The sequence below is a fragment of the Nostoc sp. genome (assembly GCF_036917155.1).
Classification (GTDB): Bacteria; Cyanobacteriota; Cyanobacteriia; order Cyanobacteriales; family Nostocaceae; genus Nostoc.
Window position 1 is genome coordinate 1 of the sequence record NZ_JBALDZ010000154.1, and the last position, 24,674, is coordinate 24,674.

A 24,674-nucleotide genomic window follows, 5' to 3' on the forward strand; every position below is an offset into this window, starting at 1 on the left:
TGTGGTAAAAGTACAAGAGCAAAATTGCCAGCAGATGTAGAGCCAAATCATTATGGAACAAGAGTAGTAGCTCTTGTTGCGGTATTAAGTGGACTGTATCGCCATAGTCAGAGAATGGTGAAAACAGCAATGGAGGAAATATTTGACATCAGACTCAGCTTGGGAACAATCAATAAACTGAGAATGGAGGCGAGTACGGCCCTAGAGTTGGCGGTAGCAGAAGCGAAAACCTACGTTCAGAATGCTGCGGTCGTAGGAGCGGATGAAACAAGCTTCTCTCAAGGAAATATGGATGGATGTAACGCCAAAAAAAGTCAAGCCTGGTTGTGGGTGGCAGTGACACCATTAGTCACATTCTTTCAAATTACACTCACCCGATGTACATCTGCGGCGCAAGATTTGTTAGGTGAAACCTTTAATGGAATTTTAAACTCAGATCGTTACGGAGCATACAATTGGGTCAGCATTGAGCAGCGACAACTGTGTTGGGCGCACCTTACACGTGAGTTTATCAAAATATCCGAGCGCACAGGGGCATCAACAGAAATTGGCACAGCACTTCTGAAACAACAAGAAAAGTTATTTGAGCTTTGGTATCAAGTCAGAGATGGAACTTTAACTCGATGTGATTTCAAAAAGGCAGTTGAACCAATTCGTCACTCCCTCAAATCTACTTTACAACAGGCGACAGATTATGAGATTGGCTCTCAAGAGAAAACGCCACTGGCAAAAACTGTTCGCACTTGTCGCCAACTGTTAAAGGTTGAACCCGCTTTATGGTTATTTGTCCAGGTTGAAGGCGCGGAACCCACAAATAATGCTGCTGAACGTGCTATTCGTCCGGCTGTAATCTGGCGACGGACTAGTTTTGGTTCTCAATCCCAAGCTGGTAGTACTTTTGTGCAAAGAATGTTGACTGTTGTGACTACCCTTAAATCTCAGCGTCGGAATGTTTTGGAGTTTATGACTTCAGCCATCAGTGCTGTCCGCTCTAGTCAACCAACCCCATCCTTACTTCCCAAAGTTCCTACTGCTGATTAAGTCATAAATGCTTCCTATACATTACGTGTCTTCCGAGATGATTTCGTCTTAATTTTCATCGATGAGCTTGTGTGTTTAATCGCTGTAGCTTCTTCACTCATTATATTTTGCCCGATTTCAGCAACTAATTAACCCCATGAACGATTACAATTCCAGAGACTTCATCGCACTAAATAGAGGTAAATAACCGGATATGAGATATGGAAATTAAGCAGCATTTATTACTTGGTTTAAGTCAGCCAATTCTTTGTCTGATTGTTTTATATGCTGCCCCATCTTCTCCACCACCTGTCTGACGCTGGCTGGAGTTCCTTCCCAATCGGAGTCGGAAATTTCAATCCCGTAAATGAGGCAGTTTTCATCCATGCCTCTTAATCTACCATCTGTATGTACCTATTTTTCACGGTAGCGTTTCAAATCCTGTGAACGGTTACGAAAAATATATGTCAAATAGAACACTCTCGTCATCGTAGTCCATTTAATTTTTTGGTTAACTTGATGGCTGGTAATCGTTTTCCACATCCCGTGAAAAGTCAGTTTCACGCTTACATTGCTGCCAAAATCTCTCATTAGTACACATGTGCTACATTTAGATGCGTTTGTCCTGCTTTGTCACCCCTTCAGTGTATTGTTTTTAGATTTACTTTTGTCTCCAACTAAAGTTGGAGACAACTTTCCACTGCGAGATGGACAGGTTCATCCATCATTTGATTGTACAAAAATATCAACCCAGAGTGGACGACAAGAGAGGGTAGATTCTCTATATTAAATCCATAGCGATGTTGATGCAGTTGGTTTGTGAGGCTTAAGTTTGCTTAATACAAACCGAAAGATGACTTACGACCATGATAATCGTTCTCTATTCGTTCCGCCTTCAACCCAGGATCATATCCAAGGTGTACTGAATGCTACTGTAGTATTCGTCATGTATGGAGATTATGAATGTTTTCAAAGTGCCAACGTCTATCGATTGATTAAAGTTGCTCAACAGCAATTGCAGGTTTCATTTGGAGAAAACAATTTAGGTTTTCTCTTCCGTAATTTTGCTCAGATACAGATTCATCCACATGCTCAACGGGCAGCGTAAGCCGCACAAGCAGCAGCGGCTCAAGGGCAGTTTTGGCAAATGCATGAAATGCTATTTATTTATCAACAGGAGTTGGAAAATGGTTATCTAGTGGAGTATGCCAATCGTTTAGGACTTGATATTTCTCAATTTTTGCAGGATTTATCTAAATAGGAGTTCAGATGTCGGTGAAAAGACGAGTGATTTGAATAAAAAGTACGCAGCAGCTCCGATTAGCAAGGCGATCATACCTGATGCTGCAAACATATCTGGAGTGGGACGCGCAAGCGTTCGGCGGTCGGCTCCTATCTGGCGTAACAATTCTTAAACAAGTCAATGTAGAGAAAGCCTTCGGAACTTAATTTTGGCTAACAATCAACTTGAGGTGGTACACAAATGCATGACTTTGATGTCGCTATTGTGGGCGGAGGTGTGTCAGGTGCCTATTGTGCCTGGCGACTCCAGCGAACTCCAATTGAGCAACTCGGACCGATTCTTGCACCTCTCGCTAAGCAGCGCCCGGACGAAAGGCTGCGTGTAGGTCTGTTTGAATCTAGCAACCGCATCGGAGGGCGTTTATTCTCAGTATCTCTTCCTGGTGTCGCTCTTCCGGTAGAGCTTGGTGGTGCGCGCTTTCTCGAAAGTCATAAGCGCGTAGCGAAGCTGGTGAAACACTTTGGACTTGATAAAGAAGAGCTGCCAATGTCCGATCCCGATGGTAAGAACCTTTTCTATCTTCGCGGATACCATTCCACTGGATCCGACTGGAACCGACCAGGGTTCGATCCGCCCTATCGATTGGAAAGCGGCGAGCGTATTCGATCGGTGCCAGAACTTCTGACAAAGGTGGCATTGCGCCATCAGGACCGTCTCCACCAGCATCCAGAGTATTACCGCAACATCGGCTTTTGGAACCTGCTGCTGGATGAGTTGAGCGATCAAGCATACCAGCTAATCCGCGATGTAGGAGGATACGAAAGTATTGTCAGCAACTGGAATGCTGCTGAGGCAATTCCGTTTGTGCTAGCGGATTTTGCTCCGGATGCCAAGTATTATCGCTTGCAAAAAGGGTATGAAGAGCTTCCCCGTGTTCTTAGCGAGGAATTCAAGGCAGCAGGTGGTAAGGTTTTGAAGTCACACCGTCTGCACCGTCTTGATCGCAATGAGTCCAGCGAGACCATCCGTCTAATCTTTGATCAAGGACAAAGTTCTTCAGAGATTTCCGGTCGACGTATTTTGGGCAAGGAAGTTGTGTACGAAGCCCAGCATGTCATTATGGCATTGCCTCAGAAAGCGATCGAGATGCTTCATCCCGACAGCTTTATCTTCGATTCAAGTACGTTTGAGAGCGATATCAAGGCAGTGCTAGCACAGCCAGCTCTCAGACTATACGCAGCCTATAGCCATCCCTGGTGGCAAACGGCTAGACAAATCACAGCAGGACGCTCCGTCACTGATCTACCGTTGCGGCAATGCTACTACTGGCACACCGCTGACCCAGCAGAGCGGAACTCGAACTCTGTGCTGATGTCTAGCTATTGCGACGGAACAAGTGTCAATTTCTGGGCTGGACTTGCGCGTGACTCGAACCAATATCAGCCTCCACTGCACGCGCAACCACCAGGTGTTGCTATTCCCACTGGGGACGACTTAAATAATTCACTTGCGCCAGAGGCGATGGTTCAGGAAATGCAACGTCAACTCCGCAAACTGCATGGACTGGCTGACTTACCCGTACAAAATCCGCGAACAGATCCTTTCATTATTCCGCCTTATGCAGCCGTATTTCGAGACTGGACACAAGGCCCTTTCGGTGGGGGTTGGCATTTTTGGAAGATTGGGTTTGATTCTAAACAGGTGATGCGAAGGATACAGCGCCCCCTACCTGAAGCATCGTTGTATATATGCGGTGAGGCGTGGTCCACTCAGCAGGGATGGGTAGAAGGTGCATTGGAAACAGCCTATATAATACTTGAAGAACAGTTGCATTTACAACCGATAGTGAATAAATAGACCTGTCCGAAAATTCCAAAGCCAGAGTGTTCAAAGTTTTGAGACAAAACTTTGATATTTTTGCAAAAACGCAGTTATAACAATACCTCTGCCAATTTACGAGGGTTCAACGCCACAAGAAACGGGATGAATACGTCCTAAAGAAGTAAGCTTGGCAAAAATCTGGGTTAATAAAATAGGCTCAGGGATTTCAGGAAGCATTTTTAACATTTCACGAACATATCGAAACCCATGATAGTAAGCTTTAAGATCGAGAATGCCAGAGTCGGGATTAAGGAGGCGAAAATTTAAAAGTTGATGATGAGATAAATTAACCATAAAAAATGCTAAATTAGCAGCATTAGTCACGGCAGTTTGCCTTAAGTTCATAAAATCTTCCAGCCCCCAAAACTGTTTAGCATCACGAAAATTGAACTCGATTTGGAAACGGAGTTTGTAGTAGTCGATTATCTTCTCAGATGACAATTCAAGGGGGAGCATCCCAGTTTTTTGCAAAGAAAGCGAAAATCAGTCAGGATAAGTAAGACGAGTGTATTTACTTACCGATGACCCCAGAACAAAAGCAAGCTCTTCAAGAACACATTCAGGCGATGCCTACGGCGGGCTACGCCAACGCTAAAATATTGTACGAAGATACGTCAAAAGAAAAGCTCACAAATCTTGCAGGGATTGAAGAAGCAGTGCGGAGCCAAATGCAAAAGCACGTTATGCCAGAAGTAGGGGTTTTTTTATCGAAACGGTTACAGGAACAACCGCAGGATACCAACGACAGCTCAAAAGTATCCTTGGAGAGTTACCAATAACGAGCAAACAAGCCATTGAATTAGAAGTCGCACCAAGTACTCAACTAAGTCCATACCTAGAAACTTGTTGTTTAAGGGTAAGTGCGAATGTTAGCTATGAAGATGCAGCATCAGACATCAAGTATTTTACTGGCGTGCAAGTTTCCCACAGCAGCCAACAAAGATTAGTACATCGTCAGAACTTTGACTTGCCAATGCAAGAAGACACAGTTGAAAAATTAAGTGTTGATGGTGGAAACATTCGTGTACGAACTCCTAAAGGTCAAATATGTGCATGGCTTGGCTATAAAGTGATTAGCTTACATCATCTCGGAATGCTTGGAACTTCATTTCGGAATAATCAGATTGTGATTGATTGGGTTAACGCTCAATCACTGGCTAGCACAGTTACTTGTATCGGTGATGGACATGATGGTATTTGGAATATAGTTGACCAACTAGCCCCTGATGTACAACGTCGAGAAGTGCTTGATTGGTTCCATTTGATAGAAAACCTCCATAAAGTTGGGGGTTCACAAAAACGCTTGAAACAAGCACAAGCTCTACTATGGAAAGGTCAGGTTGAGGCAACCAAAGCTTTATTCGCTGATTGTAAGAGTAAAGAAGTACAAAACTTTTGCGGTTATCTTGATAAGCATCGCGATGCCTTCGGCAGGCTACGCCTACGCATTATTAACTACGAATATCATCAAGCTGAACAAATTTGTTCAATTGGTTCTGGTTCAGTTGAATCTGCCGTTAAACAGATTGACCGTCGAACAAAGATTTCTGGGGCACAATGGAAACGAGAAAATGTTCCTCAAGTCCTGGCTCATCGCTCTGCTTACCTCAATAGATTACTGTCAGTTTGAGCCATTTCAAAAAGTGAGATGCTCCCCTTTCTCTCTTCATACTCTTTTTTTTGGCGAAGGTATTGCCAACCAGTAAGTAATTATTTTCGGAATGATAATTGCTGTATAGTTTGAGGTATGCCAGATCAGACTCTTCGGAGAAACTTTATGATTGCTCTACCTGGTATTGCCATCCAGGACAAGATATACGAAAGTTCTAATTCTCTAGTGTATCGAGGCATCAGAGACGATGGAGTAGCCATCATCGTCAAAATGCTAAAGCTTGATTATCCCTCTTCCCAAGAACTGACTCGCTACAGACAGGAATATAAAATTACCCGCTCCCTAAATTTAGAAGGAGTTATCAAGGCATACAGCCAGCAGGATTATCAACGCACTCTGATGATTCTTTTAGAAGATTTTGGCGGAGAGTCCCTAGAGCAATGGATGCACAAGCGCCCAGATATCTTTTGCCCCATGCCCTTATCCACTTTTCTCGGTGTTGCGATCGCTATAAGCGACATTCTGGGCAGAATCCATGCAGCCAATGTCATTCATAAAGATATCAACCCTGGAAACATAGTCCTCAATCTGGATACTGGCGTTGTCAAAATTATTGACTTTGGAATTGCCACCCAATTTAACCGCACGAATCCGACTTTCAAAAGTCCTCATGTTTTAGAAGGGACACTCGCATACCTATCTCCAGAGCAAACCGGGCGGATGAACCGTTTACTCGATTACCGCACAGATTTTTACTCCCTTGGTGTGACATTCTACGAACTGCTAACCGGACATCTGCCGTTTCCCACCAGAGATATACTTGAGCTAGTCCATTGTCATATTGCCAAACATCCTATTCCACCTGATGAAATAAATACAACGATTCCCAAGCCAGTTTCAGATATAATTCTGAAACTGATGGCGAAAAATGCAGAAGAACGCTATCAGAGTGCCTGGGGCATTAAAGCAGATTTAGAAATCTGTGCTGACCAATTAAAAGAAATCGGTCAAATCTCTAGTATTCAACTGGCGCTTCAAGACGCTTCGAGTCAGTTTCAAATTCCCCAAAAACTGTATGGACGGGACAAGGAAGTTGCAATGTTACTAGCGGCGTTTGATCGCGTAGCGTGTCCAGAAGAAAATCACGTTGCTGCTTTACCAAACAATTCAGAAACAACTTCACAAAGGGAACAAAGAGGCAAACCAAAATTCCAAGTCGAAATGATGTTAGTATCTGGCTATGCTGGCATTGGAAAATCTGCGTTAGTGCAGGAAATCTATAAACCAATAACCCAAAAGCGCGGCTATTTTATCTCTGGTAAATTTGATCAATTTCAGCGCAATATTCCCTACAGCGCGATCGCAGATGCTCTGCAAAAATTGGTACAGCAATTGCTCAGTGAACCAGACGAGCAAGTGCAACAGTGGCGATCGCTCTTACTTACAGCTTTGGGAAACAACGGACAAATCATCATTGATGTGATCCCGGAAGTTGAATTAATTATCGGCAAGCAGCCACCTGTACCAGAAGTTGGAGCAACTGAAGCTGAAAATCGCTTTCATCGAGTTTTTCAGCAGTTTGTGCAGGTGTTTTGTTCAGAGTCACATCCCCTTGCGATCTTCTTAGATGATTTGCAGTGGGTAGACTCAGCAACGCTGAAGTTAATCGAGTTGATGCTGCTGGATGAGCAAACCAAATCACTATTTTTGATTGGAGCCTATCGAGATAATGAAGTAAATCCAACGCATCCATTAGCATTAATGCTAGAGAGACTGCGAAAACAAGGGGCAATGCTTCAGGAAATTATCCTAACACCATTAACGCTTGAGCCATTGAGTCAGTTAATTGCCGAGACGCTACATCGGAATGCAGACACCGTTCATGCGTTAGCTGAGTTGGTGTTGCGTAAAACTGAGGGTAATCCCTTCTTTGTCAGTGAATTTTTGAGAATGCTGCATAGCGAAAATTTATTGACCTTTGATGCTGAAGACTTAAGTTGGCAGTGGAACATAGCTCAGATCCAAGCCCAAGATATCACCGATAACGTCGTGGAGTTGATGCTGATTAAGCTAAAGAAACTACCAGATGTCACACAGCAAATTCTCCGTTTAGCCGCTTGTGTCGGGGCTGAATTTAATTTAGAGACGCTATCGATTGTTTGTGAGAAATCACCTAAAACGGTTTTCCTGGATTTACTGGCAGCCATACAAGGTGAATTCATTCAACCCCTATCTGAATTAGATGAGGACTTGTTGATTGAAGAGTATAAGTTCTTGCACGATCGCGTGCAGCAAGCAGCATACTTTTTGATCGATGAGTCGCACAAACAAGTTGTTCATCTCCAAATTGGTCGCAATCTACTAGGAAAAACTTTGCCAGAGCGAATATCAGACAGGCTGTTTGAAATTGTCGATCATCTTAATCATGGGATTGAGCTTGTTGCAGATCAACCAGAACGCAATGAAATTGCTAGATTAAATTTGATGGCAGGACAGAAAGCAAAAGCAGCGATCGCCCATAGCATGGCTCAAAATTATTTAGCCATAGGCAGAACATGGCTGGCAGCCTCTAGCTGGCAAACAAACTATGACCCGACCTTAGAGCTATATGTAGAAACAACAGAAGTCGAGTTCTTGTGTAGCGAGTTTGAGCAGGTGGAATATTGGGCGGCGATCGTTCTAGAAGAAGCTAAAACAATTCTCGACATTGTAAGAGTTTATGAAGTCAAAATTCAAACTGACATGGCGCAGGGTCAGTTATTGAAGGCAATTGATACAGGATTGCAAGTTTTGCAGCAATTGGGTATTATGTTTCCCGATACGCCCAACTCATCAGATATTCATCTCGAATTAGATATAATCTTCTCCTGCCTCCAGGAAACATCGATCGCAGACTTGATCCATTTGCCGGAGATGAGCGAGCCGAACAGGTTGGCGGCGATGAGAATCCTATCAAGAATAATGGGTGCTGCCTACATTGCTGCTCCTAATTTGATGCCTTTACTGGTGTCTAAACAGATCAATTTGTCGATTCAGTATGGCAATTCATTTGTGTCTCCTTTTGCGTATGCCAATTTTGGGTTAATTCTTTGTGGGCTGGTTGGAAACATCGAGTCTGGCTACCAGTTTGGACAGCTTGCTTTAGGGATGTTATCACGGTTGAACTCCCATTCACTTAAAGCTAGGACTTTGAACATCGTAAATAACTTCATCATCCACTGGAAAGAACATAATGGAGAACTCTTGAAGCCATTACTAGAAGCCTACCAAGGTGGACTAGAAACGGGGGATTTTGAGTTTGCTGCCTACAGCGCTTATAATTACTGCTTTCAATCCTTTGTGATCGGAAAGGAACTTGTGAATGTTGAATGCGAGATGAGGACATACAGTGAAGCAATCCGTCAAATTAAGCATGAAACAGCACTCAACTGGATTCAAATATTTCAGCAGACTGTCTCAAACTTGATGGAACGTTCGATCAATCCAACTCGTCTAGTTGGCGAATTCTACAATGAAGAGAGTAGACTACCACGACACCAAGTCGCAAATGATGGAACCACAATCTTTATCGTCTATTTCAACAAGCTGTTCCTATACTATCTATTTTCTAAGTATGCTCAAGCCGTTGAAAGTTCAGCTCTAGCGGAAAGTCATTTGAGTTACGTTACAGCACTACCCCTTATACCACTGTACTATTTCTATGATTCGCTAGCAAGGCTCGCAACATATCTCGAAAGCAGTGCTGAAGTGTGGGCGGAAATCCTCAAAAAAGTCGCTCTTAGCCAGGAGAAGATGAAGCAATGGGCACATTATGCACCCATGAACCATTTGCATAAATATTATTTAGTCGAGGCAGAGAAAGCACGAGTTTTAGGTCAGTTGCTTGAGGCAGAAGAGTTGTACGAACAAGCAATTCAAGGTGCCAGAGACAATGAGTATCTGCAAGAAGAAGCCTTAGCCTATGAATTAGCTGCCAAATTTTACCTGTCTCGTGGTAGGGGAAAGTTTGCCCAAACCTATATGAAAGAGGCACACTACTGCTACGATCGCTGGGGAGCAACGGCGAAGGTGAAAGATTTAGAAACTCGCTACCCACAGTTCTTTCCTCAGCCGTCGGGCATGGCTCACACGCCAATCCACAAAACTTCTGTCACCCCCTCTAATCACTCACCCATTGCTTTCGACTTAGCTGCGGTGATGAAAGCTTCCCTTGCGATTTCGAGTGAAATTGAACTGGATAAGCTACTCAGTTCCTTGATGAAGATTTTAATCGAAAATGCTGGCGCACAAACAGGTTCTCTGATTTTAGAAAACTTAGGACAATGGGTGATTGAAGCGTCTATTGAACTTAATGAGGGTGAGAATGTCTATGCTACACAAGTGCTGCAATCTATCCCAACTGCAAATCATCTACCTGAATCAATTATTAATTATGTTATTCGTACTCATGAATCTGTCATCTTAAATAATGCTACTTGTGAAGGTAATTTTATTAATGAGCCATATATTCAACAGAATCAAACTCAATCAATTTTATGTTTGCCTCTGCTCAATCAAGGTAAGCTCGTGGGCGTGTTGTATCTAGAAAATAAATTAGCATCTGGAGCATTTACACCAGAGCGATCGCAGGTTTTTAATTTGTTATCATCCCAGGCAGCTATTGCGATTAAAAATGCCAAACTTTATTCAAAGCTCCGTGCAAGCGAAAGTAAGATGGCTCAGTTTATAGAAGCGATTCCAATAGGAATTGGAATCATGGATGCGGTAGGTCGTCCTTACTACTTCAATCAACGGGCAATTCAGCTATTGGGCAAAGGGATAGATCCTTCTGTAACACTGGATCAAATCTCAGAGGTTTATGAAATTTATTTAGCAGGAACGGATCAAAAGTATCCAACTGAGAAATTGCCAGTAATGCGGGCGTTGAGCGGCGAACATACTAGGATCGACGATTCAGAAATTCGCCGAAATAACGTAACAATTCCAGTTGAGGCATGGGGAACTCCAGTATTTGATGAGCAGGGCAACGTGGCTTATGCGATTACAGCCGTTCAAGACATCACGGAGCGCAGACAAGCCGAGCGACTGCTAGCCGACTATAACCGCACATTAGAGCAACAGGTAGCCCAACGAACAGCGGCTTTACAGGAAAGCGAAGCAGCACTGGGCGAGCGAGAACAGGAATTACGGTTGATCACCGATGCTCTACCTGCTTTGATCAGCTATGTAGATGCAAATGGGCACTATCGGTTTATCAACCAGACTTATGAGGTATGGTTTGTCTGTAGTCGAGATGAAATTCTAGGTAAGTCTGTTCGTGAACTTTTAGGTGAGACGGCTTATCGAATTACTGAACCGTACATCAATCAAGTGCAAGCAGGTCAAATTACAACCTATGAAGCAGAGATTCTTTATCCATTTGGCAAAAAGTATATTAGTACAACCTTCATCCCCGATTTTAGTCCCAATGCCCAAGTGAAAGGATACTATGGTCTGGTCATTGACATTAGCGATCGCAAACGTGCCGAAGCCGCCTCAATTCTGGAAGAACGCAACCGCATGGCACGAGAAATTCACGATACGCTAGCCCAGTCCTTCACAGGCATTCTTGTTCAAGTAGGAGCTGCAACGCAAGTGCTCGCGGACGATATAGAAGCGACACAGGCACACCTGGAAATAATTGATGAACTAGCACGAACCGGACTTGCTGAGGCGCGTCGATCGGTGGTAGCGCTTCGTCCTCAGCTATTGGAGGATGGCAATTTACATAGTGCCCTTCATCGCCTTGTGACTCAAATGAGAGCTGCTGCCGATACCGCTCTAATCTACGAAATCAAAGGCACAGCCTATTACCTGCCATCTGAGGTTGAAAATAACTTACTACGAATTGGACAGGAAGCATTAACCAATGCCATAAAATACGCTGATGCTGCGGAAATTCGTGTTGAGTTGGTATATGACAATGCCCAATGTATTCTACGCGTTAAAGACGATGGACGAGGTTTTGGGGTTGGTACGATCCCATCTGTTGGCGGATTTGGATTGCTGGGAATGAGCGAGAGGGCAGAACATCTTGGAGCGCAACTGAATATTCAGAGCCAACCTGGGCAAGGAACAGAAATTGTTGTCATTGTAAATCGAGAGTGAGAATATTATTAGAAATGCACTGGTTACAAACGTAACCTGTAGTAGCTCAATTTCTAATTCTTCATAATTATGAGCCAATCAACGAATATTCGGGTTCTGATTGTTGACGATCATTCCATTGTCAGGCAAGGATTGACAACCATCATTAACCGCGATCCAGAGATGACAGTGATTGCTCAAGCAGAAAATGGACAACAGGCGATCGCTCTCTTTCGTGAATACCAACCAGATGTAACGCTAATGGATTTACGAATGCCCCAGATAGCAGGAGTTGAAGCCATTACTGCTATTTGTGCTGAATTTATTGCTGCCCGAATTGTTGTGCTGACAACCTATGATGGTGATGAAGATATTTATCGCGGATTACAGGCAGGCGCTAAAGGATATTTGCTCAAAGATGCTAAACCCAACGAACTTCTGAGTGCCATTCGCACAATTCATCGCGGTCAGCAGTATATTCCACCAGCAGTCGGGGCAAAACTGGTGCAGAGGATGAGCAATCCAGAACTGAGTGAGCGAGAGCTAGATGTACTCCGTTTAATGGCGCAAGGAATGAGTAATTTAGAAATTAGCACTACTTTGAGTATCGGTGAAAGCACTGTCAAATCTCACGTTAATCGAATTTTAAGTAAGTTGGGAGTCAACGATCGCACTCAAGCCGTGATTATTGCTGTTAAACGAGGGATTGTCAATTTGTAAGGAAGTTGTACTAAAGTTCAAATTTAGATTCCAACTTTAGTTGGAGCCAACCTTAGATATTGAGATGGACTGCTTTATCAATCACTCTATTGAGCAAAAGTTTCAACTTATAGGGGACGACAAGTTAGAGTTAATTGCATATATTTAATTCAGGCAAACATTGATAGCAATTTAGTTGCAAGATATAAGTTTCTTTTACACAAATAAAGTAGAAAGAGGGTTGTCTATTCAGCACTGGCGACGAGCATACAACCGTCGGAGGTATCAGTGAGTTTTGACCGCGTTCGCAGTTTGTTATTCGTCCGACCTTCAACACAAGATCACATAAAAGGTGTGCTGAATGCCACAGTAGTGCTGGTGATGTATGGGGACTATGAATGTTCTCAAAGTGCGGACGTTTACAGGCTGATTAAAGTCATTGGACGACAGCTTAGTGTTTCTTTGGGGGAGAATTATTTGTGTTTCATTTTCCGTCATTTTCCACAGGTACAGATTCATTCTCATGCTCAACGTGCGGCTGAAGCTGCTGAAGCGGCTGCTGTCCAAGGTCAATTTTGGCCAATGCATGAAATGCTGTTCAGCCATCAACAAGAGTTGGGAAACGGCTATCTGGTGGAGTATGCCAATAATCTAGGACTTGATATTTCCCAATTTCTGCAAGATATATCCAAAAAAGTCTACATTGATCGCATCAATGAAGATATTCAAAGTGGATTAAACAGTGGAGTAACGGCTGCCCCAGCACTATTTATTAATGGAATTCGATATAGCGTAGGCGTAGCCCGCCGCAGGCATCGCTGGAAAATTGAGCAGTTGATGGCAGCTATTATCACTGCAAGTCATTAAGTTTCTTCGTTTTTAACCACACAACTAAAATTACAGCTGATTACGCAAGCAATTAATCAACAGGAGCAATCTAATGGCACAATCTCTCTGGCTTTTTGGCACTCGCCTCAACATCATTGCCGATCACACCACTACAGGAGGTCAGTACGATCTGATCGAAGGCTACTTTCTTCCCGGCACACAAACACCCCCCCATCGCCACACGCGCTATTCCGAACAACTCTACGTCCTAGAAGGGGAGTTCACGGTCTGGGCGGGTGAAAACAAGGTTGTGCTGAATGCCGGTGAAAGCTTTCTGATTCCTGCTGGCACACCCCACGTAGTCGCTGCACTCAGCGATCAGCCAGCTCGCGGGTTGGTGGTTGCTGCGCCAAGTGGTTTTGCTCGGCTAATCGCAGCAGTTGGTACAGAGGATGAGACAGAAGCACCGGACATGGAGGTGTTCGATCGCATTTCCACCGAGATCGGCGACGAAATTCTGGGACCGCCCGGAACCTTACCCTCGGCATGAGGTGATGTTGGCTCAAGGATAGCAAAATCGCTTTAGCCCCAACAGTCAACGATTAGCTGCTGCTGGAGCAAACGGCACTGTCGGTGTATGGAATGTGCAACGCGAGGACAAGGAATTAACAAAGTTTAAAATATGGAATACAGACCAAGGCGAGGTCAAAAGCATTAGTTTTAGCCGAGATGGCAAGCTGCTGGCTACTACTGGAGCAAAGGGTACTGTTTATGTATGGAACTTGGAGAATTCTTCTAACCGACCTACAAGTACAAGTCGTTGCGTTTTTAACGCTTCCAACACTTGTACTTATAACGATAAGGAGAAGGATGTCTGGAGTGTAGCATCCCGATGGCAAGATGTTTGCAACCGCAGCAGACGATGGCATAGTTAAATTGTGGCAACTTGAATGATTCAATTAATGTTTAAGTACTATTTACTCTAGGAAGGTTTTTATATGAGAATCGAAGCGACTACGATTACTGTCATTTATGACAACGACTCTTGTGAAGTTAAACATGTGAGGCACCTCGACAAAGAGCCGACAATTGCTCGTCTGCTTCACCAAATGCAAAAATTGCTTCTGCAAGAACAGAAAGAGAGTCCAGATTCAGAAGCAACCAAGGAGTTAAAAAAAGATATTGACATTCTCGAAAAAGGATACAGAGAAGAAATTCCCAAGGTTGTTGACGATTATCAAAAGGAGTACTTTTCAACTTTTCTGAGAGTACAGTTACCGAAGGTTGAAGAAAACTACAAAAAGCTCCATAACTGGACTAATGACAATGATAACCCTGGTGCAGAAATCCGAAAAGCTATAAATGAACTGAGAGAGCAATCCTATGAGGAAGTGGAAGACAATTTCAATAACCAATGGAAATCTGCCTGGAAAGAATTAGAAAATGGTAACTACTGTCGCCGCGAGGAAGCGCTAGCACTGAAAAAGAGGGCAGGAGAAAATTTTGAAATTAATAAAAAATTTAAGGACATAGTTAACAATTGGTTTAAGCAGCTTGACGATTTATACAAGAAGGCAGAACCCTTGCTTGACAAAGAAAATTATAAAGCGCTGTATGCCTATAGCTTAGAATACGCTGATATTTTGCACGAGGTCAAACAACTGAATACAAAGGAGCCTGAATGGTTAAAGAGTGAGTTGACAGAAGATTTGCGGAAATATTGTCTAGCGGTGTATAAATATTTCTATTGGTATAAGAATTCGCTGGAAATTGCAGAAAGGGAAAAGAAGGCTCGTGATAGCTATGAGAAGTTTAAGGATAGCCGTAGGGAGCACTTTATTCGGGAGGCACAGGATATTGAGCAACAAGAAGAAAATTACGAGGATAGTTCATCGTTTGTAAAAACAGCGGAGCAATCAGAAAGAATCCCCGCGAAAGCTTCTTGGATGACAAATGAACTGGTATGATCAAAGATTTGGATAATAGCCTCAAAAAACTTCTTGAGGCGGAATTGTTAGGTATTTTTTCCGAAGAAGTAACGGTTGTCTTCGATACGCCAGATGATAAATTTCATCCGAATCAAAGAACAGTTGATTTCTTTCTCTATGACGTGCGGGAGAACTTAGAACTACGCAGCAATGAGTGGTTAGTAGAGCGACAAAGTAATGGTGTTGCTCGCAGACAATCGCCTTTAGTAAGGGTGGACTGTTCTTATTTGGTAACTGCCTGGTCAGGTGATGTTTTGAGTGAACATAGTTTGCTGGGTGAGGTGATGAAGGTGCTATTGCGGCATCCAAATCTGCCAGAAAGCGTACTCGAAGGCAGTCTGGCAGGGCAAGAGCCACCATTACCAACGAGTAGTTTACAACCTGGTCGCTTGCAAAGTTTAGGCGAATTCTGGCAGGCACTGGGAGGTAAGCCGAAAGCATCTCTCAATTACACCGTGACTATTGGTGTAGAGCCGTCTTTGTCTGTGGAAACACCACTGGTAACAGATGCTCAGTTCCGCCTAAAGCATGGTTCAAGTGAGGTTTAGTCTATGGTACAGTGGCAACTAATTCGACATCAAGTAGCGATCGCTGGACAGATAACGAATGCCCAAACCAAAAAAGCGATCGCCAAGGTCGAGGTTATGATTACCAAAGCACCTGATGCTTTCACTCACTGGCTTGGGCTGAAATCTTTGCAGCATGGCGATCACTCCCCCTACCTGACTAGAACTGCTTTTGATGGTTACTTCCATTTCTGGGATCTACCTGAGGGGGAATATACTTTGACTGCATCACTGCCAAATGCTGCTAGGCGTTACGGCACAGCTATGATAACCGTTACGGTTCCCTCCAATATTGAGGGCAAAATCATCATGACTGCTGCTGACATGGAACTGCCAATCACTGTCCTCAAGGGTAATATATCCAACCAGAATGGTGAACCTGTTTTCATGGCAAAAGTGCGGGTAAAGGGCAACACAGAAAATACATTTAGTAATGACAAAGGGCAATATTCACTAATTGGGCTGGAATCATCAGAGATAAAGCGCATTGTGATCGTATCTGCACAGGGTTATCAACCTACTTCTCAATCAGTAGTAATCAGTCATCCCAGTACAGATTTGCAACCACCTTTGAACTTTGTTTTACAAGGATGATGCTTACTCTAAGTAAACACCCGATGTTAAACCTAATTTAGAGCAAAATTTAGAACAGAGGACTAGAGACAATGCCCGTATATCAAGCACCGGGAGTATATGTTGAAGAGATATCCTCAGGTAGTAAGCCGATCGCTGGTGTCGGGACGAGTATTGCTGGGTTTATCGGTCATGTGGATAATAATGTCACAAGGCCAAATAAGCCAGGAACGTCTACTCAGCTACCAGAAGCTTACGCCCTAGCCCATGTGAATCAGCCACAATTGATTACCAGTTGGGAAAGGTTCAAGACAAGGTTTGGCGACTTTCAGGAGGGTAATGCAACCTTAGCTCATGCTCTATTCGGCTTTTTCAACAATGGTGGCACCCGTTGCTGGGTAACTCGCATCGCTGATGAAATCAATCCCGAAAATGTCAGAGCAGCCTTAGAAACCTTCAAGCCTATTGATGAAATTGCCATAGTTATCGTACCTGGTGCGGTTAGTGATGAAGTCCAGAATGCTGTTTTGGATCATTGCGAAGACCCATATTTGCAAGACCGCTTTGCAATTTTAGATGGTCGGCATGAAGAAGTTACTAATTTCAATCTCACTAAAGAGGCTATTCAAGGAGGAACTAGAGATAGTAGCTATGGTGCTATCTATTTTCCCTGGATCAAGGTTTTCGACCCGATCACTGAAAAGGATATTTATGTCCCTCCTAGTGGTCACATTGCTGGAGTATACTCCCGTGTTGACACCGAGCGCGGAATACATAAAGCACCAGCTAATGAGGTAATTCGTGGTGCCGAAGGAGTTGAGATTGATGTCACCAAGGCAGATCAAGCAGGGCTGAATCCAGATGGGATCAATGTGATTCGCAAATTCAGCGGCAACAACAATATCCTAATTTGGGGTGCCCGCACTCTGGCGAGCAAAGAAGACTCAGAGTGGCAGTACATTAACGTTCGCCGTTTGTTTCTTTATCTGCGCGAATCCATTGACGAAGGTACCCAGTGGGCAGTCTTTGAGCCTAACGATTTTAAACTGTGGGCTAAAATCCGGCGCAATGTTTCAGCTTTTCTGACTAATGTTTGGCGTGATGGAGCTTTATTTGGCAAGACTGCACAAGAAGCGTTTTATGTCAAGTGTGACGAAGAAACTAATCCGCCGGAAGTTAGAGATTTAGGTCAGGTTGTGACAGAGATTGGTGTGGCAGTTGTCAAACCAGCCGAGTTTGTCATCTTCCGTATTAGTCAGTGGGATGGATCAAAAGCTAATGACTCAGGCGATGCCGTTCGCTAAACGTCTCGTAGAGAAGATACGCTACGCGATCGCAACACCACATAGGATAACAAGGTAACTATGTACAAAGCCCCAGGTGTCTATAAAGAATATTTTTTATCGGAGCCGAAGGTTAGATTAGGTACAGGTGTACCAGCGTTTTTGGGACTCTGTGAAAATGTTGCAATTGCCGTTAATCAGCCTCAGCCTTTAAGGTATTGGTATGAGTTCGAGCAGTTATTTGGGAAACCTTTGCCCAATAGTTATTTGGCTTATGCCGTGCGGGGATTCTTCCAAAATGGGGGTAGCTTGTGTTATGTGGTGCGGCTCAAAGACGCTGATTTAAATGCACTCTCTGAGGGACTAGCTGCCCTGGAAACTCTCAAGACCATTGATTTGGTATGTGCGCCGGATATTATGGTTGAGCCTTCGGAAAAGATTGACCGTAATCGGGTACGGGTTATGCAGTCAGCCGTTTTGAATCATTGCAGTCGTTTAGGCGATCGCTTTGCTATTTTGGACTCCTTACCGAGAGCGAACCTCGAACAAGTTCAGGCACAACGGCAAAGATTAACTGGAGACCACGGTGCTTTATACTACCCTTGGATTCGCATCGCCGACGGCCCCCAAGAGAGCGGTTATTTTGTTCCGCCTTGCGGTCATATCGCTGGTGTGTATGCCCGTAGTGATGAGCGCATTGGCGTTCATAAGGCACCTGCAAACGAAATATTAGAGGGCGTACTCGACCTAGAAATTACCCTAACCAACACCCAACAGGATGACCTGAATCCAGAAAATATCAACTGTCTGCGGGCATTTCCTGGACGCGGCATTCGAGTTTGGGGAGCGAGGACACTGAGTTTAAAGCCGGAATGGCTCTACGTCAACGTGCGTAGACTCTTCCTGACAGTCAGGCGATGGTTAGAGATGAATATGGCAGACGTGGTATTTGAACCCAACGATACCAAGTTGTGGGCAAATATCGAGCGGGAATTGACCGCTTATTTCTATGACTTATTTCAACAGGGGATGCTGAAGGGTCGTTCACCTGCGGAAGCTTTTTACGTCAAGTGCGACGAAGAAACTAACCCCCCGGAAAGTAGAGATATAGGGAACGTGGCAATTGAGATTGCTTTAGCTCCAGCCGTTCCGGGTGAATTCATCATTGTTCGGATTATCCAAAGTGCTAACGGCATCACTATCACAGATTAAGGAAGTTTGATTATGGCAACTGGTGTTCGCAAAGATCCATTGAAGGGATATAACTTTTTAGTTGAAATTGATGGTATTACTCGTGCTGGTTTTCGGGAATGTTCCGGTTTGGATTCTGCCCAAGATCCAATCGAATATCGTGAAGGTAACGAGAAATTTCTCACAGTCCGCAAGTTGACTGGTTTGGTAAAGTATTCAAATATTTCCCTAAAATATGGGATTACTGATGACCAAGAACTCTGGCAATGGCGAACTAAAGCTGTAGAGGGCACTGTAGAGCGCAAAAACGGGTCGATTGTTCTTTTAGATGATGTCGGAGAAGAAAAGATGCGCTGGAATTTTCGGGAAGCTTGGCCCACTAAATGGACTGGTGCTAGCTTCAATGCTACAGCGAACGAAGTCGCAATTGAAACTTTAGAAATTGCTCACGAGGGAGTAGCTAAAGGCTAATGCTACAAACAGAGTTTGCTTTTTCTCTGCCTCGTGGCTATGTAGACTCGGATGGCAATCTCCACCGAGATGGGGTGATGCGTTTAGCAACTGCCTTAGACGAGATTGCACCAACGAAAGATCCCCGCGTGCAGAGCAACCCTAATTATTTAGTTATCATCCTTTTATCTAGGGTGATTACCCGTTTGGGTTCGGTGGAGCAAATCAATCCGAAAATTGTTGAAGGGATTTTTGCGACTGATATGGCTTTTCTGCAAGACTTCTACCGTCGGATTAACGAAGATGGCACAGCAAATATTAAGACAGTCTGCCCGAAGTGCGGATATGAGCATGAAGTGGAGGACAACAACCTGGGGGAAGTATAGTTGGCTACCCCTTAGACAAGTTGTATGAAGAGGTAGCTTTTATTGCATATCATTTTCCGTGGTCTTATGACGACATCATGCAAATGGAACATCGCGATCGCCAAATTTGGTGTGAGGAAATATCCAAGATAAATCGTAAGTTAAATAATAATGCAAACAATCAATAAAGTTTGTAATCAAGGGAAAAATTATGGTTGTCGGACAAACAAGAAACCCGTATGCAGCCTTTAACTTTTTGGTTGAAATTCAGGGGTTAGTAGTCGGAGGCTTTTCTGAAGTCTCTGGTTTGCAAGCAGAAACAGAAACAGAAGACTATCAAGAAGGTGGCGTGAATAATTTTGTACATCGGCTACCAAAGGGGACAAAATTTCCGAATTTAGTCCTCAAACGCGGTATCACCGACTCATTTGAGCTTTGGGCGTGGCATCAAAATGTCATTGCTGGGCAAGTTCAGCGACAAAACGGTTCTGTCGTTCTCTTGGACAATACCCGCAGTGAAAAGTGGCGTTGGAATTTCTCTAATGCCTATCCAGTTAAATGGGCTGGCCCTGATTTGAAAGCCGACGGCAACACAGTTGCTTTAGAGACTTTAGAACTTGCTCACAACGGTTTATGGAAAACTTGAATTAATTTATTATGAGATGCGCTCAACCATTTATTCCAATCGCAAGGGGGAGATTAGCAAAGCCAATTTTACAATTTTGCGGCTTCCCTCTGGCTAACAATGATTTTTGTCAACACATTGCCAATAAATATAGCAGAACCAAACTGGGAAAGTTTAAGTTTTCGGCATTAACTCTACTCGAAAGAATCAGCAGTGAGTGGACAATATTTAATACAACCCAAATTCTCAAATATCAAGTATTTTCTGCGTCATCTCCCCTAAGTCAACTCAATTTAAATTTGAACATACTTTTCTCCTTAGATACAGTATTTAAAACACTATTGGGAGGCGAAAGCAAACTCCAAAATTTGGACTTTAACAGATTCGCTTTCTCGAACAATAGCGAAAATTATCTGACCAAAATATACTTATCTGAAGTTTATCGCCTTACACAAATCGAACAAAGGCAATTTGATTTTTACTCCCCAAGACTAGTAGGGAAGGGGTTGGAGGTTAGGTTTGAGAGAAAGTTGCACACGGCGTTATTCAATAATACTGTGATGCCAAGATTTGTGCAGAGGGAGAGTAAATCTAAAACTTCCCAGTCTGGCAGATGGACTTTATTGCCAAGTTCCACAATTCTAATTACTAGAACAAAGATACCTAATTTATTTGTACATCCTCCTGAAGCTTTCACTAACCAGAAACATTCGCTTAGAGAAGTATTATTCAATTCAATCGAGCAAACAATTTTGCTTGACAAGAGTAAATCGCAACCACAAAGTTTACTACCTGGTAAATTTACCTTCTCACCAAGCAGCGCAATTTCTCTTACCAAAAGCACACTTCTAATTACGAGAGCATTGCTACCCCAATTTTCTCTGCAAGTAAACATCGGAATGAGGCAAAAAGAGCAACTCAGCCAACCTGATTTGCTACTACCACCAAAATCTGATGCTGTTGAAATACCTGAATTATTTCGTCAGCAACAGCCAGAAAATATCACTTACCGAACTCAGAGTGTAGACCTAGAAAAACCTAACTCTCAACCTCAGATCACCTTTTCTCAACCAGAAAGTCCTGCATTGCTGATAGAGAATAATAAATATACACTGGTTCATTTAGCGAATATAAATCGGATTACATCAACGATTGAGCGAACTTCTCATCTTATCCAACGATTACAAAGTATAAAGACACCAACTATTTTGCAGTATAGAAAAGCAGCTAATAATTCTCCTACTTTTCAGGATGAATTGATAGCACTATATCATATCCGCACGAGAAGATTAAGCAAACTTTTCCCAAGTTCGGAAAATATTATTATCGAAAAGCATATTGAGAATGCTGCTGTTAAAAATCAACCCAAGTCGGCATCTTACCCAAATACAGGTGGAATGGAATTGGTTAAGCCTCAAGCAAATATTGCTTCTATTCAAACTAATCAAGAAAACAAAGTTGAGGTAAAAAATGACTTAACAAACCGAAAGCAAAATAACTTGAATATGCCAATCATAGATGTAAACCGTCTTGCAGATCAGGTATATCAGGTGATTGAGCGAAAAATAAAAATAGAGCGCCAAAGAAGAGGAATGTTCTGAGAAAAAGTACTAAAAATTAAGGAAAGAAAAATGGCTTTAGAAAAAGCTTTTATTACACCAATAAATGGGAGCCGTTCGGGAGAAACAATCCCAGTTTTATTCAATCCCACTGAATATTCACTTGAGACAAGCAATCAATTTCAACGGACAGCAGTACCGGGAACTTCAACACCCGTTACTCAATTTGTTAATGGGAATACTCAAACCCTAACAATGGATTTGTTTTTTGACTCTTATGAAAAACAGGAAGATATCAGAAATTACACCAAAAAAGTCACGTCATTGTTGGATATAGATCCGGCTCTTCATGCTCCACCAGTTTGTGAATTTCATTGGGCATCGCTAAATTTTAAATCAACCATAGAACAAATAACGCAGAAATTCACCCTATTTTTAGACTCAGGTGTTCCAGTAAGAGCAACTCTCAGCGTTACTTTCAAAGAATATAGAACTCTGACCGAGCAGTTACAAACTATACATAAAGAATCGAGCGATCGCACCAAACGAATAACTGTCAAACAAGGCGATCGCCTCTGGCAAATAGCACATCGAGAATACGAAGATTCGAGTTTATGGCGTTCCATAGCTAATGCCAATAAAATTAGTAACCCCAGAATTCTAGCTGTTGGTACAGAACTTGTTATTCCAATTTTAAAATGACCTTATGGACATTGTTGCATTAGAGGCAAAATACGAAAATTTATACGCTCCTTTTTTTGAAATTATCGTTGGTGGCAATGATATTCTCACGCTAGGTCAGGATAACACTAAGGAAAGTATAGAAGTTTCCAGCGTCACTATCGACAATACATTAGAAGGTGCTGATACTTTTTCCTTTACGGTAAATAATGCTTTTGATTCGACAAAGAGAGAACTGCGGTCATTTATTGACCAAGTACTAGTTTTTGATGCAAAAGTTGAGATAAAGCTAGGATATGGCAGTCAACAAAAAACCCTGATGATTGGCATACTCACATCAGTTAAAGTAACTTTTCCCTCTGGCAGCGCTCCCCAGATAGAAGTAGGTGGTTTTGATATTTCCCATCGAATGATGAAGCAAAAAAAACCGCGATCGTGGAATGATAAAACTGATAGTGAGGTAGTAAAACTTCTGGCTTCAGAATATGGTCTAAACACTTATCCTGGTGCTGATACACCTTTTTCTCAGCAAGAAAGTATCGATAAGTCGGATGTCAAATATCCTCAAATTGTCAAGCAAGAAAAAGAAAATGATTTTGAATTTTTAACTCGATTAGCCGAAAGAAATTATTATGAATTTTTTGTTTTTGGTGAAACACTTTTTTTCCGTAAGCCAGCATATAAGACAGAACCAGTTGTAACTTTAGAATGGGATAAAAGTCTGGTCAGTTTTTCTCCAGAATTTAATATTGCTGAACGAGTTTTTAAAGTAGATGTTATGGGGCAAGATACTAATAATAAAATGAATATTGTCGGCACAGCAATGATATTCAATGATGAGATTGCAAAAATTTTTCATGGCGAGATAGTCAAAGTTATAAAAGGACAAAAAGCAACAGAGCAGCTTCTACAAGAGCAGGTAAAACAGACTGTATCATCCGAAGAACATGCCAAAAGTTTGGCAAAATCTATTTTGTTGAAAAAAAATGAAGAAGTCCTCAAAGGTAGTGGAGAATCGATTGGTATTCCTGATATTTTAGCTGGCACAAATATTCATCTTCAAGGTTTAGGTACAAAATTCAGCCTAACTTATTACATCGACCAGACAAATCATAGTATTAGTAGCTCCGGTTATAAGACGACTTTTAATGTCAAAAAAGTACCCGACGAAAATGACATAACATTAACATCAAAAATAACACCATTATCATGAGTCAATTACATAATATGTCAATTCAATCTGAAGACAAAAGTAGTGGCGCACTTATCAAAGGTGTTGCCCTTGCCACCGTCACAAATATATCAGAGTTAAGTACTGGAAAAGTAAAAGTAAAATTTCAATGGCGAAAAAAATCTGATGGCACAAATGATGAGATATTGGCACGAATCGTTACACCTATTAAAGGTACTTCTCCCCCAATAGAAGTTCATGACGTGGTATTAGTTGCCTTTGAGCAAGATAATTTTGAATATCCTTTTGTGATTGGTTTTATTTATCCAAATCTCAAAGATACAGAGGCATAATCAAATAAAAAAGATGTACTAGGTAGCTATGGCTAAAGAGTTTTTAGGAATTGGTTGGAAATTTCCAGTTAACGTAGATACCCCAACTGGAAAAATCTCGATGTCTGAGTATGACAAAGACATCCAAGAAGCAATTTGGATAATTCTTGCTACTGCAAAAGGCGAAAGAATTATGCAACCTGATTTTGGCTGCGGTATCCATAATTTTGTCTTTGCAATCCTCAGTATGGCAACCAGAGGTTCAGTAGAGTTAAGTGTACGTGAAGCCTTAACTCGTTGGGAACCCAGAATTGATGTGGATGAGGTTAAAGTTTCAACAGATCAAAGTAATATTGGCAAACTCTTGATTGACATTAATTATCGCGTTCGCAAGACAAATAATGAGTTCAACTTAGTTTATCCATTTTATCTGCAAGGTGGATGATTTTAAGTTCGTAGTAAGCACTAAAGTGCTTGATAA

At 42.5% G+C, this 24,674-nt stretch carries 23 protein-coding genes and 3 pseudogenes; 24 read left to right on the forward strand and 2 right to left on the reverse strand.

Annotated features, from left to right (window positions below; all coding sequences use genetic code 11):
* Window positions 1-1,041 (forward strand): IS66 family transposase (gene tnpC, locus V7K67_RS20725; protein WP_335168168.1); only part of this gene is annotated, 1,041 nt, incomplete at its 5' end.
* Window positions 1,042-1,248: 207 nt separating this feature from the next.
* Here tnpC and V7K67_RS20730 read toward each other — a convergent pair.
* Window positions 1,249-1,407 (reverse strand): hypothetical protein, encoded by a 159-nt coding sequence (locus V7K67_RS20730; RefSeq protein WP_273770129.1) that lies wholly within the window; start codon window positions 1,405-1,407, stop codon window positions 1,249-1,251.
* Window positions 1,408-1,873: 466 nt separating this feature from the next.
* Between V7K67_RS20730 and V7K67_RS20735 the strand changes: the two are divergent.
* Window positions 1,874-2,278 (forward strand): annotated as a pseudogene (locus V7K67_RS20735) (DsbA family protein); the annotation flags it as partial.
* A gap of 225 nt (window positions 2,279-2,503) precedes the next feature.
* The gene (locus tag V7K67_RS20740) at window positions 2,504-4,120 is read left to right on the forward strand and encodes a flavin monoamine oxidase family protein (protein WP_335168170.1); all 1,617 of its coding nucleotides are present in this window, start codon (window positions 2,504-2,506) and stop codon (window positions 4,118-4,120) included.
* A 96-nt stretch (window positions 4,121-4,216) separates the two neighbouring features.
* Here V7K67_RS20740 and V7K67_RS20745 read toward each other — a convergent pair.
* Window positions 4,217-4,591: pseudogene (locus tag V7K67_RS20745) on the reverse strand (transposase); the annotation flags it as partial.
* A 74-nt stretch (window positions 4,592-4,665) separates the two neighbouring features.
* On the opposite strand from V7K67_RS20745, the gene V7K67_RS20750 reads away from it, so the two are divergent.
* The 21 genes and pseudogenes from V7K67_RS20750 (at window position 4,666) to V7K67_RS20845 (ending at window position 24,638) form a co-directional block, all read left to right on the forward strand.
* A protein-coding gene (locus V7K67_RS20750; protein ID WP_335168172.1) for an ISKra4 family transposase occupies window positions 4,666-5,774 on the forward strand; the annotation gives its coding sequence in 2 pieces (ribosomal slippage) (window positions 4,666-4,843 and window positions 4,843-5,774; 1,110 coding nt in all).
* A gap of 147 nt (window positions 5,775-5,921) precedes the next feature.
* Window positions 5,922-11,903: an AAA family ATPase gene (locus V7K67_RS20755; protein ID WP_335168174.1), complete on the forward strand. Its 5,982-nt coding sequence runs from the start codon at window positions 5,922-5,924 to the stop codon at window positions 11,901-11,903.
* A gap of 69 nt (window positions 11,904-11,972) precedes the next feature.
* Window positions 11,973-12,602: a response regulator transcription factor gene (locus V7K67_RS20760; RefSeq protein WP_334780415.1), complete on the forward strand. Its 630-nt coding sequence runs from the start codon at window positions 11,973-11,975 to the stop codon at window positions 12,600-12,602.
* Window positions 12,603-12,869: 267 nt separating this feature from the next.
* On the forward strand, window positions 12,870-13,448 hold the full coding sequence (locus tag V7K67_RS20765) for a DsbA family protein (RefSeq protein ID WP_335168175.1): 579 nt from the start codon (window positions 12,870-12,872) through the stop codon (window positions 13,446-13,448).
* A 73-nt stretch (window positions 13,449-13,521) separates the two neighbouring features.
* Window positions 13,522-13,959, forward strand: coding sequence for a cupin domain-containing protein (locus V7K67_RS20770; protein WP_334726591.1), 438 nt, complete (start codon window positions 13,522-13,524; stop codon window positions 13,957-13,959).
* A 34-nt stretch (window positions 13,960-13,993) separates the two neighbouring features.
* Window positions 13,994-14,050, forward strand: a pseudogene (locus tag V7K67_RS34470) (hypothetical protein); the annotation flags it as partial.
* Between the two features lie 3 nt (window positions 14,051-14,053).
* On the forward strand, window positions 14,054-14,344 hold the full coding sequence (locus tag V7K67_RS20775) for a hypothetical protein (RefSeq protein ID WP_273770286.1): 291 nt from the start codon (window positions 14,054-14,056) through the stop codon (window positions 14,342-14,344).
* A gap of 63 nt (window positions 14,345-14,407) precedes the next feature.
* Complete coding sequence (locus tag V7K67_RS20780; protein ID WP_335168176.1) at window positions 14,408-15,376, forward strand: hypothetical protein; 969 nt, start codon at window positions 14,408-14,410, stop codon at window positions 15,374-15,376.
* On the forward strand, window positions 15,373-15,945 hold the full coding sequence (locus V7K67_RS20785) for a DUF4255 domain-containing protein (RefSeq protein WP_335168178.1): 573 nt from the start codon (window positions 15,373-15,375) through the stop codon (window positions 15,943-15,945). Before V7K67_RS20780 ends, V7K67_RS20785 begins: the two co-directional genes overlap by 4 nt.
* Window positions 15,946-15,948: 3 nt before the next feature.
* Window positions 15,949-16,557 (forward strand): carboxypeptidase regulatory-like domain-containing protein, encoded by a 609-nt coding sequence (locus V7K67_RS20790; RefSeq protein ID WP_335168180.1) that lies wholly within the window; start codon window positions 15,949-15,951, stop codon window positions 16,555-16,557.
* 71 nt (window positions 16,558-16,628) lie between these two features.
* Window positions 16,629-17,840 (forward strand): phage tail sheath family protein, encoded by a 1,212-nt coding sequence (locus V7K67_RS20795; RefSeq protein ID WP_335168182.1) that lies wholly within the window; start codon window positions 16,629-16,631, stop codon window positions 17,838-17,840.
* Between the two features lie 60 nt (window positions 17,841-17,900).
* Complete coding sequence (locus V7K67_RS20800; protein ID WP_335168184.1) at window positions 17,901-19,031, forward strand: phage tail sheath family protein; 1,131 nt, start codon at window positions 17,901-17,903, stop codon at window positions 19,029-19,031.
* A gap of 12 nt (window positions 19,032-19,043) precedes the next feature.
* Entirely contained in the window at window positions 19,044-19,481 is a 438-nt protein-coding gene (locus V7K67_RS20805; protein WP_273770280.1) for a phage tail protein, read from the forward strand.
* Window positions 19,481-19,846, forward strand: a complete 366-nt coding sequence (locus V7K67_RS20810) for a phage tail assembly protein (protein ID WP_273770279.1) — start codon at window positions 19,481-19,483, stop codon at window positions 19,844-19,846. The genes V7K67_RS20805 and V7K67_RS20810 overlap by 1 nt, the downstream gene beginning before the upstream one ends.
* A gap of 20 nt (window positions 19,847-19,866) precedes the next feature.
* Window positions 19,867-20,013: a DUF6760 family protein gene (locus tag V7K67_RS20815; protein ID WP_335168186.1), complete on the forward strand. Its 147-nt coding sequence runs from the start codon at window positions 19,867-19,869 to the stop codon at window positions 20,011-20,013.
* A 23-nt stretch (window positions 20,014-20,036) separates the two neighbouring features.
* Window positions 20,037-20,471, forward strand: a complete 435-nt coding sequence (locus V7K67_RS20820) for a phage tail protein (protein WP_335168188.1) — start codon at window positions 20,037-20,039, stop codon at window positions 20,469-20,471.
* Between the two features lie 731 nt (window positions 20,472-21,202).
* The gene (locus V7K67_RS20825) at window positions 21,203-22,051 is read left to right on the forward strand and encodes a hypothetical protein (protein WP_335168190.1); all 849 of its coding nucleotides are present in this window, start codon (window positions 21,203-21,205) and stop codon (window positions 22,049-22,051) included.
* Between the two features lie 30 nt (window positions 22,052-22,081).
* A complete protein-coding gene (locus V7K67_RS20830; RefSeq protein WP_335168192.1) occupies window positions 22,082-22,711 on the forward strand; it encodes a CIS tube protein in 630 nt (209 codons plus the stop codon).
* 4 nt (window positions 22,712-22,715) lie between these two features.
* Complete coding sequence (locus V7K67_RS20835) at window positions 22,716-23,903, forward strand: phage late control D family protein (RefSeq protein WP_335168194.1); 1,188 nt, start codon at window positions 22,716-22,718, stop codon at window positions 23,901-23,903.
* A gap of 14 nt (window positions 23,904-23,917) precedes the next feature.
* A complete protein-coding gene (locus tag V7K67_RS20840; protein ID WP_335168196.1) occupies window positions 23,918-24,214 on the forward strand; it encodes a phage baseplate assembly protein V in 297 nt (98 codons plus the stop codon).
* A gap of 28 nt (window positions 24,215-24,242) precedes the next feature.
* Window positions 24,243-24,638 (forward strand): GPW/gp25 family protein, encoded by a 396-nt coding sequence (locus V7K67_RS20845; protein WP_335168198.1) that lies wholly within the window; start codon window positions 24,243-24,245, stop codon window positions 24,636-24,638.
* Window positions 24,639-24,674: the final 36 nt, after the last annotated feature.